Raw genomic sequence first — 11,308 nt, forward strand, 5'->3', positions numbered from 1 at the left:
CTTCTCGACTCCCTCGGCCAGCTCTCCTTGCAACCTCCCCGCCACGGTCTTCGCGGGCGAGCGGAACGGGCTCTGCGTCATGACGGCATCGACGGCGGGGCGGCAACCCTCGCGACGGCTCCGCTCTAGGTTCCGCACGACGCAGACGGCATTTCCCCGATGGACGGCACGGGGAGACCTCCGACACGAGCGACGGCTCCCGCCGCGATCTTCGGGTGTCATGAAGATCAAAACTCTCCTCTGCACGCTCGGCGTTGTCTCGGCCCTGCCGCTCACGACTTTCGCCCAGACTCCGAACGACTCCGTTTCTCCGACCAGTTCGGCCGACGGCGGCGCCCAGCACACCATCACCCCCGCGGATGCCCAAAAGCACGGCCCGACCGATGGGCCGGCCACGGATCCCGCAAAGTATTCGTCCTCGAACACGCAGACCGGAGGCGCGATCGACACCGGCACGCCCAAGGACAATGCCGACAAGAATCCGAATGTCGACAAGACCGCCCCCGGCACCACGTCGATGAAAACCGTGCCCGTGAAGACCGAGGAATAATTCCTCCCGATCGGTCGGGATGGGACTGCGGAAAGACGGGCGGCCTCTTCACTGGGGTCGCCCGTTTTGCGTGCGGCTGCCGTGGCAATTGACCCGCCCCATGCAACGGGGATAGAAATGGGACTCCGTCATGAAATTCCCCATCCTTTCTGGCATCGCCGTCCTGCTCGGCGCCGCGAGCCTGCAAGCCGCGCCGCCGGTCGTCATCGTGGTGCCCGCGACCTCCGCGCAGAACTACGTGCTCGTCGATTCCTATCGCCCGAAGCCAAAGGTCTACGACCCGTATTTTTACGAGGTGAAGACCAAAAATAAGAAGACGATCGTGAAGCAGAATTCCGCGGGCATGGTGACCGTGAAGGAAAAGAAGAAGAACAAGGAGACGATCACGGTCAGGAACCGCAACGGCAACGTCGTCTACAAGGAAACGATCAAGAAAAAGAAGAAGTGACCGCCATGAAATTCCCCGCCGCCCTGCTCGCCGCCTTCGCCGCGGCCCTCGTTTCCGCCTCCGCTTCGGAACTCGACTTCACCCTCGTCAACAAGACGGGCCATTCAATCGACGCGCTTTACCTCTCCGCCAGCGCCGACAAGGACTGGAACGAGAACCTCCTTCCCAACGGCACGACGCTTGCCGAAGGCGCGAAGGCCGCCGTGAAATTCGAGGCGAAGCCCAATGACGCCGACTGGGACATCCGCGCCGTGGATGACGACGGCACCGTATTCACGTTCGAGAAGATCAACCTCATCGACGCAAAAACGGTGACGCTCGAAGTGACCGCGACCGCGACAAGCGCCGTCGTCGAGTAGCGCCCATTAGCGCACCGATTCGGCCTTTTCGAGGGCCTCGAGCGACTCCCGCGTGATCGCATGTCGCGCGCCGCAGCGCGGGCAGCTCATCCGGAGAACCTCCTCGCCCTCGAAGAGCGACTCGGGGTTCATCCGGAAAGTCGGCAGCAGCACGCGCATCATCCGCTCGTGCGTGCAGCCGCATTCGAAGCGGTAGTATCGCTGCTCGAGCAACGAGAGCACCTCCGTCTGGTCGAGCGTGCGCACCGCCGCGTCATCGAGACCGAGCAGCCATTCCTCGTCGCAATCCGGCTGCGCGGTGACGAGGACGCAGTCGTCCTCATCGAATTGAAAGAAGCGCGCCAGCCGTTGCTCGCTGTGGGCGTAATACCTCTCCACGGCCCGGAAAAAGTCGCCGTCCGTGAAATCGACCACGCTGCGCCGCGGCGGCTCGTCGCCCCGAATCGTGTCCGCGTAAAAAAGATTCTGCGTCCCGACCTTCACATTCTCCGTAAACACATTTACCACGACGGTCCCGGCCGGACTGTCCCCGGCAGCGAAAACATTGAGCAAGGGATCCTGGAAATTGACCGTCCACGCCACCCGTTCATTCCGCGGGCGGGAGGCGCTGTGCAAGGTGATCGCAGCAAGCGCGGCCTTCGCGAAATCCGCGGTCCCAGCGGTCGCGCCCATCCCGAAATCGGCGATATGAAGATAGTAGTCGACGTAGATCTTCGAGAACTCGCCACGGGCGACCATCGCATTGCGGCCACGCACAAAATAAGTCCGCACTTCGGCGTGACGGTCATCGATCAGGTTCTCTTCGCTCACAGGTTGATCCTAAAAATGGAATCCATACACTGCATGGTAATGCTCGAAGATCAATCGGAAGAACGCGCGTGCCTTTACGCGCTCGGACTTCTCCCCGAAGTCGACGCCCAGGCCTTCGAGGCCGAGGCCGCCGGCAACGAGCGCCTGCGCCAGGTCGTCGCCGAGCTCACCGAGTCGCTGGCCAACCTCACGCTCTCGACCACCTCGATGCGTCTGCCGGCGGAAGAGCTGCGCGGCGACCTGCTTGCCCGCATCGCGGCCGAGCCGGCCCGCGTCACCACCGATCGCGACGGCCTGCTCGAGACGATCAACCCCGCCTTCACCGAGATGTGCGGCTATCGCATCGAGGAACTGCGCGGCCGCAAGCCCGGCCATCTCCTCCAGGGACCCGACAGCGATCCCGCCGCCATCGCCACCCTGCGGGCCGCCATCTATTCCGGCACCGCCTGCGAGGTCGAACTCGTAAACTACCACAAGGACGGTTCCCCCTACCGCGTTCACATTTTGCTCGAGCCGGTCCGCGACGATCGCGGAATTCTCGTCGGCTTTCGCGCCATCGAGCGCAAGATCGCGAATTAGCCCAGCCGCTTGCGCAGGGCATCCAGCGCCGCCTGCGTGGCGAGGTCCTTGAAGGTCATCCGATCGGTCGGAAAGAACGCGCGCCACACCAGCGTCTCCGCGCCCCGCTCCGCCAGCGCGAGAAATACGGTGCCCACCGGCTTCTCCGGCGTGCCGCCACCCGGCCCGGCGATGCCCGTCGTCGCCAGCGCAAAATCCGCCGCCGCACGCCCGAGGGCGCCCTCGGCCATCGCCCGCGCCACCGGCTCACTCACCGCGCCGTGGGCCGCGAGCAACTCCTCCGGCACGCCGAGCTGCCCGGCCTTCACCTCGTTGGCGTAGGTCACCCAGCCCGCATTGAAAATCTCCGAAGCTCCCGCGACATTCGTCAGTCGATTGGCCAGCAGGCCACCGGTGCAGGATTCCGCCGTCGTCACCGAGCGGCGCAGCTCCCGCAACCGCGCGACTACCACCGCCTCCAGCGACTCGCCCTCGTTCGAGACGATGAACTCCCCGAGCTCCGCAAGCACCTGCGGCTCCACCTGCGCAAGCAGCGCCGCCGGTCCGATCAGGCGGAGATCCACCTCGTTCGGCCGGGCGCAGTAGCCGACCTCCAGACCGGCGATTTCCGACAAACGCAGACCGATGCGCGCCTCGACCATCGACTCCCCGATGCCGACGCAGCGATACACGCGCGACTCCGCCGCCTCCACGCCCTGCATCAGCTCGCGCAACCGCGGGAGCACATGGGTCTCGAACATCGGTTTCAGCTCCCGGGGCGGCCCCGGCATGAGGAAAAGGTGCGGCGTGGATTCCGAAGTCGTCGCCGTGGCCGGCAGATACAGGCCCGGCGCGGTGCCGTGGTCATTCGGCAGCACGATCGCGCCCTCGGGCACCATCGTCTGTCGGCGCATCCGCTCCTGGAAGGCGAAGCCCCGTCGGTCGCACCGCGCCTGGATCGCGCGCAGGATTTCCGGGTCCTCGACGAGCCGGCGCCCGAGCAGTTCCGCGGTGATCTCGCGCGTGATGTCGTCCGTCGTCGGTCCGAGGCCGCCGGTCACGAAAAGAATCTCGCAGCGGGAAAAGGCCTCGAGCAGCGCGGTGCGAATCGGCGCGCCGTCGGGAACGGTGGTCTGCCGCGCAAGCCGCAGACCAAGCGGAAACAGAGCCCGCCCAAGATACGCGGCGTGGCTGTTTACGACACTGCCGAGCAACAGCTCGGTGCCGGTGTTCAGAATCTCGACATTCAAGGCGGCGGAGCGTCTAAAAAGTCCCTAGAGGCACTCCGCCGTGAGCGCGCGGATCCAGCCGTTCACCCGGTCGTGCAACTCGCGCTCCTGCTTGAGATCGAAGACGTAGAGCAGATTCGCGAGCACGCGCACGAGGATCTGCCGCGCCGTCGCATCGCTCAGGTGGACCTTCTGCAGGCTGAGATTCTGCTTCGCCAGAATCGCCACGCAGTCGCTCTTCGTGAGAATGCGGCCGCGGTGAAAGGGATCGAAATAAAGCTCGCCGTGCCGGGCGATAAAGTGGCCTGGCAGATTGATGCCCTCCACGCACATGCCGGCGCGGGCGGCGACCATCATGTAAAGCAGGGTGAGCGTGATCGGGATGCCCATGCGCGTCTCGATCACACAGGGCAGCAGGCAGTTCCGCTCGGAGTAATAATCCTCGGTGTTCCCGCGGAAGCCGAGCTCCTCGGACATGAAGTTCGCCAGCAGAAGCACGCGCTCGCGACTGGAGACCGCGCCCGAGCCCTTGAGAAGAAACTGACGCCCCCAGGAATTGACTTTCGTTTCGAGCGGCGTGAAATCCACGCCCGGCATGAGCGCCCGGGCAAGCATCCAATTGGCGCGCTCGAGATCGTGATGGTCGCCAAACAGATGGCAGAGCAGCGTGAACTCATCCTCGGCCTCGCGGTCGGCGATCAGGTCGAGCACCTCGCGGGCGTGGCGGGAGACATTCTCGTCCTCGAAGGCGGCGAGCGCTGCCAATTCCCCCATCGCATCCTCGCCGGCGGCCGCCAGTTGCTCTTTCACGAGGCGGACCGTTTCCGGATCGTTATCGCGCAACAATCGCACGATCGCTTCTTTCTGGCCGAGCATCATGACGTCATACGGTTAGTCCACAATCGGATCGCACGCAAGGCGTCACGCGGCCGTCACCGTGACCTCCACCACCGCACCGGGCTCGGATCGCACCTGAATCGTCATCGGCCGGCAGCACACCGCGCAGTCCTCGACGAGGTCCAGCCGGGGCGTCGTGGTCTCGACCTCGATCGTAAAAATTTCCCCGCACTGCGGGCACTCGATCTCGATCTCCTCGACAATGTCCATTCAGCCGAGCTTCGACGGAGACACCGGCTCCGGCGGCGAAAAGGGCACCCGCGGGGCGTCGCCCCAGAGATCTTCGAGCAGGTAGAACGACCGCGCCTCGCTGTGAAAGACGTGCACGATGACCTGCGCAAAATCGATGACCACCCACCGGCTCGTCGGCGCGCCGTCCTCGGAATACGCTCCGTGGCCGAATTCCTCGCGGACGCGCGTGCGGATGCCGCCGGCGATCGCCTTGAGCTGCGGATCGGATGTGCCGCTGCACACGATGAAAAAGTCCGTGAAGTCCGAGATGCCGCGCAGATCGATGATCTGGATGTCCTCCGCCTTCTTGTCAGCGGCCGCTTCCGCGCAGGCCAGGGCCATGCGCTCGGCTTCGTCCTTCTGGGGCTCCGCCTTCTTTTTCGGAGCCGCCTTGCGTGGCGCTGCCTTACTCATCTCGATACAGCCTTTCCCGGTAAATCACTTCGCATGCCTTGTCCGGTAGCAAATACCGGATGGATTCCCCCCGCGCAACGCGATTCCGGATCTCCGAGGACGACACGTCCATCTGCCGGCACACCCGGCGGAACTCCCCGATCGCCCCGCCGACGTCCCGATCCAGCACGACGAACTCCACCAGCCGCCGCAATTCCCCGATCTCCCGCCACGTATCGAGCAGCGCGACATTGTCCTCGCCGATGAAATAAAGGAACTCCTCGTCCGGATGCCGCGCCCGCATCTCGCGCACCGTGTCGACCGTGAACGACGGCCCCTCGCGATGCAGCTCGCAGTCGTCGCACTCGAAGCCCGCCTCCCCCTCGATCGCCGCGCGCACCATTTCCAGCCGTGCCTCTGCCGGCGCCGGCCGGCGATGCAGTTTGTGCGGAGAGATCGCCGCCGGAATGAAGACCACGCGGTCCAGCCCCAGCTGCTCGCGCGCCTCGCGGGCCAGGATGAGATGCCCGATGTGGATCGGATCAAAACTCCCGCCGAAAAGTCCCGTGCGTCGCGCCATCAGCCCACTAAATCCGCGAATTCCGAAATCTAAAATGCAAAATCCGAAATCGCCGTGCTATGCATCGCCGATGTCCGCATCCGCCCATCCCGGCCAGCTCCTTCTCGTCGGCGTCCCCGGCCCCACGCTCGACGCCGCCACCGCTGCCCAGTTCCGCGCCATCCAGCCCGGCGGCTACATCCTCTTCGGCCGCAACATCCAGACCGCCCCGCAGCTTCGCCAGCTCATCGACGACCTCCGCGACCTCTCCGACGTCGAGCCCATCATCACCATCGACCAGGAAGGCGGCCGCGTCTCCCGCCTCAAGCTCCTCGGCCACGAACCCCCGAATGCCGAGCAGCTCCGCAAGAAGGGCGATCCCGAACTCATCCGCTGGCACGGCGAGATCACCGGCAAGCTGCTCCGCCTCTTCGGTTTCAACCTCGACCTCTGCCCCGTCCTCGACATCAGCTTCGACGACGACGCCGATAACTCCCTGCGCGGCCGCTGCTACGGCGCCAGCGTCGCCGAGGTCATCCAGAAGGCCGGCACCTTCAACGACGCCCTCCGCTCCACCGGCATCCTCAGTTGCGGCAAGCACTTCCCCGGCTACACCCACGCCGGGCTCGATCCCCACCACGAGCTGCCCCGCCTCGCCCGCACCCGCGAGGAAATGGAAGCCGAGGAACTCGCCGTCTTCCGCTACTTCGCCACCAAGGTCGACAGCATGATGATCGGTCACATCGCCATCGACAGCCTCGACGCCACCGGCCTCCCCGCCTCGCTCTCCCCCGCCATCACGACGGACCTCCTCCGCGGCGACCTCGGCTTCGACGGCCTCGTCATGACCGATGACCTCGACATGGGCGCCATCCTCAATCACTACGGCTTCGCCGAGACCATGCGCATGGCCCTCGCCGCCGGCAACGACCTCCTCATGATCTGCCACCGCGTCGAGATGGCCGCCGAAGCCCTCGCCGCCATTCAGGATCTCCCGGTCGAGAAACTCGCCCCCGCCCTCGCCCGCGTCGCCGAGTTCAAGACCCGCCTCGCCCCGCCGGATCCCTTTAGCGAGGAAGCCCACCGACTCCTCGACGACGAAGTCTGGAAACTCCGCGTCGCGACATTGGGCGAAGACCTCGCCGCCCAGCGCAGCCCCGAGGACGGCAAACGCTCCCCCGTCGAGCTCTACTGAAACCGCCCTCCGTCCGCCGCGGCCGGGGGGTTAGCCGCCGCGCCTTGTCGGGAGCCAGCTAGAGATTAAGCTTCGGGCGATGATCTCGATTCCACTTATCATTCGAATTCTTAAATAAGAGCACGAGAACGGCGATAAAGTTCAGAAAGACTCCCAGAAAAAACCACAACCAAGCACTGCGATTCGTATTTTGAGCCCAAAGCGCACAAAATGCCCCGAAGAGAAAGAGGACGGCCCCTTCCGCGGAACCTGGGGAGAACTTGATGGAGCCAAGCGTGAATTCAATCCGATCGTCTTTCTCTGGAGGGGCTTTCGTGACGTCCGAAGCGCAATAAACGGGCCTCAAAAGCACCAGAAACAGCAACGCGACAAGCAGGAGAGTGTTTTTCATAATGGCCGAATGCCAAGCTCAGCGATCCCGCGCTCGGGCCGCTGAGTTTGGGGAATGTGGACGGGATAGGAAATACGGGAGTGAGAAGTGATGCTATGCGGCCAGGGATTAGCTACAGCACTTTGTTCGGCTTTTTAGTGAACTATCACACGTTCCCTCAGCCTGCGAGGGGCATCGGGATCATGGGCTGGCAAAACAATCGTTGGTTCGCTTCTGGAAAACTCGAGAATCTTGTTGATCGTCTCGAGTGACTGCGCAGGATTATTCGTCACTCCGTCCGTAAATCCGGCTTGCATGTCCTCGAGCGTATATCCGGAATCCCCGGAGAAAAAATAGGTGACATCTTCATCTCTGGCAACGACTGCCGAATGACCGACATAGTGACCCGGCGCCGGAACCATGAAGATCCGGCCATCCTTGGTGATAGGGTGGGATGCGGGGAACGGTCCTACGGGCGGCCCGTCAAAATTTACCAGTTCAGGGCGAAACCAGACCGGCCAGCGCTGGGGGAGACACCCCATGATCTTCCCTTTCAGGCCGCAGGATTTGCGCCAGCCTTCTCGTGGCGAAATAATCCGCGTATGCGGAAAATGATGCAGTCCGCCAGTATGATCATGGTGATAGTGAGTGAGGATAACTGCGGAGATATCTACAGATGGATCAAGCCCCATTTGACACAGGCGCGGGCCGATTTCCTCGTGAGGCGCCACTCTGATGCTCACCTGCTTGGTGAAAAAGGGATTCCACCACGGTAAATAACCAGGCGTCGAGTTTTCCGCGGTATCGCCCGTATCGACGATAAATCGACCTTCCGGATGTTCGATTAGCCATGCGAATACCTCCAGGGTTGCCCAATTCTTATCGCGAAAAATGTCGATTTTTCGTTGCACCGGTGACCGGTCTTCTCCTCCGCGCTTCTGCGCCGTTTTCAACCAGGCTTTGCCGGTAGAAATAGGGGTGATTTTTAGCATATTTGAGACATCATAGAAAAACGCCAAGCTTTGCTATGTCTGAACGGGCGCTGAACTTTTGTGGAGGCACGGATGGAGAGTGGGGATGATCGTGAAAAAGTGACGCGAGGCGACTAGGGGTTAGTTGCAGCGTCTTGTTCGGCTTTCTTTACGATGCTCTCAATCTGTCGAACTGCGTGATCCAACGGAATCTCGTCAACGGTCGGCGCCGTGCCAAGAGCAACATCTGAGGTGGAATTATACCAACGCACCCTATCTTTCGTTATCGGAAAGACATTTTTGGCGATATATCGCCACTCGTCTTGATTTAAGAAAATTAAATATTCTCGATCGAGTTTGAGAGGAACTGTCTCTCCCAGCGTCTGGATGACGATGGGCATCTCAGATAGTCGCCCCTTTAAGATTTTTAATGGATGTAGTCTCGCCAACAATACTTCAACGGGCGTGTCCTGTGAGTGCCAAAATCCGCTGCCAGAAACTATATCAGTAACCGCAGAAACTTTTACCGTCGCGATGATGCTATATTTGTTGATGAGATCCGCTGGATGGGGAGGCATAAAAGCCGCAGCGAAACATCGGCCGAGTGACAGAATCATCGCCAAGCAGAGGAATGTTGTTTTCACAGCCGAACAGCTTGTTGGATTGAATGGAGAGATGGGCGAACGAAGCTGATATTCAGAGGGGCTCGGAAGGATGTTAGCTGGACGGGAGACAATCCGCAACTTTGAGGCGAGGCGCGTGGCCCCGCCCGTTGGTTGCGGGACTTAGGTAACGGTGATCTGGGCAGGTTTGCCGGGCTGGTTGTCCCTTGCGATGCAAGGGGTGGCTATTGCGGGCGGGGCACGCCGGTGAGGGTGGGATCGATCCGGAAGTGCGAGAAGGTGACGGCGCCGTCGGCGCTCACCGCGAAATCCATGGTGGCGCCGACGTTTGCGGCGGAGGGCCAGTTTTCCTCGCCGATGCTTTTGACGTTCGAGTCGAGGGTGACGTGGCCGCGCCATGGGAGGGTGAAGCCGGCGGGGGGCAGGTCGATGCCGATGGAGAAGCCCTCGGGGAAGGCGGCGCCGCTGCCTTCGTTCTGCTGGCGGGCGGCGGCGTAGTTCTTCGGCACGGCGGCGCGCGTCTCGGCGAGGATTTTCTCCTGCGCGGCGCGGAGGACATCCGTGTGCCAGGCGACGGCGCCGTCTTTCACGGCGACGAGCAGGCAGGCGGCGGGCGACCATTTGCCGTCGATGGCCCAGGCGAGCACGGCGCCGTCCTTCGCCCATTGCGCGGCGAGGTCGAGGTGGTTCATGGTGCGGCCGCTGTCGTCCTGCACCCATGTCGCCCAGGCGGGACCGTCGAGCTCGAGGAGGGTGGCGCCGGTCTTGACGTTCACGAGGCGATTGCGCGGCGGCGGGTCGCCCTTGTCGTAAAGCTCCCAGCCGGGCGCGAGCACGCCGTAGGTGCCGTCGGGGGGGAGGGTCTCCTCCGGCACGCAGTAACCAGCGGGAGGCGTCCATGCGTCCGCCGCAAGACGGGAGCCGGCAGTGAGGCCGAGGAGGAGAAGGGAGCCGACGATGCGGAGCAGGCCACCCCGGGCGGGGAAGAAACGTAGTCTCATGGTGCGCCCGGGAATTACCACCGCGGCGCGGGAGTGGCGAACGATTTGCCGGCGGCGGGAAGGCGGAGGCCCCGGGGCGGATGTGGCGCCGCAAGCGAGCGGGCCCCTCCCCTTGCCTTCGCAGGCTGCATTGACAATCATCCCGGCCCGTGCCCCGAGTCCCCGTCCTTCGCCAGCGTCTGCCCTGCGTGGGGCTGTTCCTCTGCGCGGCGGCGGGCGTGATCCTCGGTCGCTATGCGCCAGTGCCGGGCGCGGCCTTTGCGGCGGCGGGCGCGTTGGCGCTGCTCGCGGCGCTGGGGCCGGGGGCCCGCATCGCGCTGCCGGTGGGCGTGGCGCTCGTCTTCGCGGCGGCGCAGGCGTGGACGTTTCGCGAGAGCCGGGCCACGCGGCTGGCGGCAGAGTTGACGGTGGCGGAGCAGACCTGCTCGGCGGTGATCACCGTGCGGGAGGCGCCGCGCGAGGGGGCAGCCGCCACCGGCCTGCGCAGCCGCTTTGCCGCGAGGCTGGAGGAGCTCACCCTCGACGATGCAGAGCTGCGGCCGGGCTGCCTGGTGATGGTGACGTGGGACGGGCCGCCGCCGCTCTACGGCGGGCGCTACCGGGTGCGCGCGGCGATCGGGAATTGCCCGCCGGTGCGGAATCCCGGCGCGTTCGACTACACGGGCTGGCTGGCGAACGCGGGCATCCGCTCGCAACTGGCGGTGCTGCGCGGGCGGGATGCCGAGCTGCTCGCGGTGGGCGGGAATCCGCTGGTGCGCTTTGCGGACGCGGCGCGGGGCTGGATCGAAGAGACGATCACGCGCGGCATCGCGGGCACGGCGGAGGCGATCCTCATTCGCGCGATGGTGATCGGCGACACGGCGGATGCGCCGGACTCGATCAAGGATGCCTTTCGCGAGACCGGCACGTTCCACCTCTTTTCCGTGAGCGGGCTGCATGTGGGCATCGTCGCCGTGATCCTGTGGACGGCGCTCGGGCTCTTCGGCGTGAGCCAGCGGCGCTCGGTGCTCATCATCATTCCGGCGCTATTCTTCTACGCGCTCGTCACGGGCCTCAGCCCCGCCAGCCTGCGCGCGGCGATCATGCTCTCGATCATCGCGGCGGGTCTGTTGCT

Annotated in this window: 16 protein-coding genes; 6 read left to right on the forward strand and 10 right to left on the reverse strand. The window is 63.9% G+C overall.

Annotated features, from left to right (window positions below; translation table 11 throughout):
- Nucleotides 1–220: 220 nt before the first annotated feature.
- The 3 genes from VIM61_11635 to VIM61_11645 all read left to right on the forward strand — a co-directional run bounded on the left by VIM61_11635 (nt 221) and on the right by VIM61_11645 (nt 1,357).
- Nucleotides 221–550, forward strand: coding sequence for a hypothetical protein (locus tag VIM61_11635; protein HEY8901053.1), 330 nt, complete (start codon nt 221–223; stop codon nt 548–550).
- 130 nt (nt 551–680) lie between these two features.
- A complete protein-coding gene (locus VIM61_11640; protein ID HEY8901054.1) occupies nt 681–998 on the forward strand; it encodes a hypothetical protein in 318 nt (105 codons plus the stop codon).
- Between the two features lie 5 nt (nt 999–1,003).
- Nucleotides 1,004–1,357: a hypothetical protein gene (locus tag VIM61_11645; GenBank protein HEY8901055.1), complete on the forward strand. Its 354-nt coding sequence runs from the start codon at nt 1,004–1,006 to the stop codon at nt 1,355–1,357.
- A 6-nt stretch (nt 1,358–1,363) separates the two neighbouring features.
- Here VIM61_11645 and VIM61_11650 read toward each other — a convergent pair whose 3' ends face one another.
- Nucleotides 1,364–2,167: an Hsp33 family molecular chaperone HslO gene (locus VIM61_11650; protein ID HEY8901056.1), complete on the reverse strand. Its 804-nt coding sequence runs from the start codon at nt 2,165–2,167 to the stop codon at nt 1,364–1,366.
- A gap of 33 nt (nt 2,168–2,200) precedes the next feature.
- Here VIM61_11650 and VIM61_11655 point away from each other — a divergent pair, with 33 nt between their 5' ends.
- Complete coding sequence (locus VIM61_11655) at nt 2,201–2,746, forward strand: PAS domain-containing protein (GenBank protein ID HEY8901057.1); 546 nt, start codon at nt 2,201–2,203, stop codon at nt 2,744–2,746.
- On the opposite strand, the gene VIM61_11660 is transcribed toward VIM61_11655, so the two are convergent.
- The 5 genes from VIM61_11660 to nadD are packed head-to-tail and all read right to left on the reverse strand — an operon-like array spanning nt 2,743 to nt 6,055.
- Complete coding sequence (locus VIM61_11660) at nt 2,743–3,975, reverse strand: competence/damage-inducible protein A (protein HEY8901058.1); 1,233 nt, start codon at nt 3,973–3,975, stop codon at nt 2,743–2,745. The two genes, VIM61_11655 and VIM61_11660, sit on opposite strands and share 4 nt — an antisense overlap.
- A gap of 24 nt (nt 3,976–3,999) precedes the next feature.
- Nucleotides 4,000–4,833, reverse strand: coding sequence for a transglutaminase-like domain-containing protein (locus VIM61_11665; GenBank protein HEY8901059.1), 834 nt, complete (start codon nt 4,831–4,833; stop codon nt 4,000–4,002).
- A gap of 42 nt (nt 4,834–4,875) precedes the next feature.
- The gene (locus VIM61_11670; GenBank protein HEY8901060.1) at nt 4,876–5,061 is read right to left on the reverse strand and encodes a CPXCG motif-containing cysteine-rich protein; all 186 of its coding nucleotides are present in this window, start codon (nt 5,059–5,061) and stop codon (nt 4,876–4,878) included.
- Entirely contained in the window at nt 5,062–5,496 is a 435-nt protein-coding gene (gene rsfS, locus VIM61_11675) for a ribosome silencing factor (protein HEY8901061.1), read from the reverse strand.
- Entirely contained in the window at nt 5,489–6,055 is a 567-nt protein-coding gene (gene nadD, locus VIM61_11680) for a nicotinate-nucleotide adenylyltransferase (protein HEY8901062.1), read from the reverse strand. Before nadD ends, rsfS begins: the two co-directional genes overlap by 8 nt.
- 70 nt (nt 6,056–6,125) lie before the next feature.
- Here nadD and VIM61_11685 point away from each other — a divergent pair, with 70 nt between their 5' ends.
- Nucleotides 6,126–7,229, forward strand: a complete 1,104-nt coding sequence (locus VIM61_11685; protein ID HEY8901063.1) for a glycoside hydrolase family 3 N-terminal domain-containing protein — start codon at nt 6,126–6,128, stop codon at nt 7,227–7,229.
- A gap of 58 nt (nt 7,230–7,287) precedes the next feature.
- Here the strand turns inward: VIM61_11685 and VIM61_11690 are convergent, their stop codons facing one another.
- The 4 genes from VIM61_11690 to VIM61_11705 all read right to left on the reverse strand — a co-directional run bounded on the left by VIM61_11690 (nt 7,288) and on the right by VIM61_11705 (nt 10,194).
- Nucleotides 7,288–7,620 (reverse strand): hypothetical protein, encoded by a 333-nt coding sequence (locus VIM61_11690; protein HEY8901064.1) that lies wholly within the window; start codon nt 7,618–7,620, stop codon nt 7,288–7,290.
- A 134-nt stretch (nt 7,621–7,754) separates the two neighbouring features.
- Entirely contained in the window at nt 7,755–8,591 is an 837-nt protein-coding gene (locus VIM61_11695; GenBank protein ID HEY8901065.1) for an MBL fold metallo-hydrolase, read from the reverse strand.
- Nucleotides 8,592–8,704: 113 nt separating this feature from the next.
- Nucleotides 8,705–9,187 carry a hypothetical protein gene (locus VIM61_11700; GenBank protein ID HEY8901066.1) on the reverse strand — a complete coding sequence of 161 codons (483 nt, stop codon included), beginning with the start codon at nt 9,185–9,187 and terminating at the stop codon, nt 8,705–8,707.
- A 230-nt stretch (nt 9,188–9,417) separates the two neighbouring features.
- On the reverse strand, nt 9,418–10,194 hold the full coding sequence (locus tag VIM61_11705) for a hypothetical protein (protein HEY8901067.1): 777 nt from the start codon (nt 10,192–10,194) through the stop codon (nt 9,418–9,420).
- A 149-nt stretch (nt 10,195–10,343) separates the two neighbouring features.
- On the opposite strand from VIM61_11705, the gene VIM61_11710 reads away from it, so the two are divergent.
- Nucleotides 10,344–11,308 (forward strand): ComEC/Rec2 family competence protein (locus VIM61_11710; protein ID HEY8901068.1); only part of this gene is annotated, 965 nt, incomplete at its 3' end.

Source organism: Chthoniobacterales bacterium (assembly GCA_036569045.1).
Taxonomy (GTDB): Bacteria; Verrucomicrobiota; Verrucomicrobiia; order Chthoniobacterales; family JAATET01; genus JAATET01.

Coding starts and splice junctions, on each gene's coding strand:
- VIM61_11635 (HEY8901053.1), top strand. CDS start 221: ATGAAGATCAAAACTCTCCTCTGCACGCTCGGCGTTGTCTCGGCCCTG.
- VIM61_11640 (HEY8901054.1), top strand. CDS start 681: ATGAAATTCCCCATCCTTTCTGGCATCGCCGTCCTGCTCGGCGCCGCG.
- VIM61_11645 (HEY8901055.1), top strand. CDS start 1,004: ATGAAATTCCCCGCCGCCCTGCTCGCCGCCTTCGCCGCGGCCCTCGTT.
- VIM61_11655 (HEY8901057.1), top strand. CDS start 2,201: ATGGTAATGCTCGAAGATCAATCGGAAGAACGCGCGTGCCTTTACGCG.
- VIM61_11665 (HEY8901059.1), bottom strand. CDS start 4,833: ATGATGCTCGGCCAGAAAGAAGCGATCGTGCGATTGTTGCGCGATAAC.
- VIM61_11670 (HEY8901060.1), bottom strand. CDS start 5,061: ATGGACATTGTCGAGGAGATCGAGATCGAGTGCCCGCAGTGCGGGGAA.
- rsfS (HEY8901061.1), bottom strand. CDS start 5,496: ATGAGTAAGGCAGCGCCACGCAAGGCGGCTCCGAAAAAGAAGGCGGAG.
- nadD (HEY8901062.1), bottom strand. CDS start 6,055: ATGGCGCGACGCACGGGACTTTTCGGCGGGAGTTTTGATCCGATCCAC.
- VIM61_11685 (HEY8901063.1), top strand. CDS start 6,126: ATGTCCGCATCCGCCCATCCCGGCCAGCTCCTTCTCGTCGGCGTCCCC.
- VIM61_11690 (HEY8901064.1), bottom strand. CDS start 7,620: ATGAAAAACACTCTCCTGCTTGTCGCGTTGCTGTTTCTGGTGCTTTTG.
- VIM61_11695 (HEY8901065.1), bottom strand. CDS start 8,591: ATGCTAAAAATCACCCCTATTTCTACCGGCAAAGCCTGGTTGAAAACG.
- VIM61_11700 (HEY8901066.1), bottom strand. CDS start 9,187: ATGATTCTGTCACTCGGCCGATGTTTCGCTGCGGCTTTTATGCCTCCC.
- VIM61_11705 (HEY8901067.1), bottom strand. CDS start 10,194: ATGAGACTACGTTTCTTCCCCGCCCGGGGTGGCCTGCTCCGCATCGTC.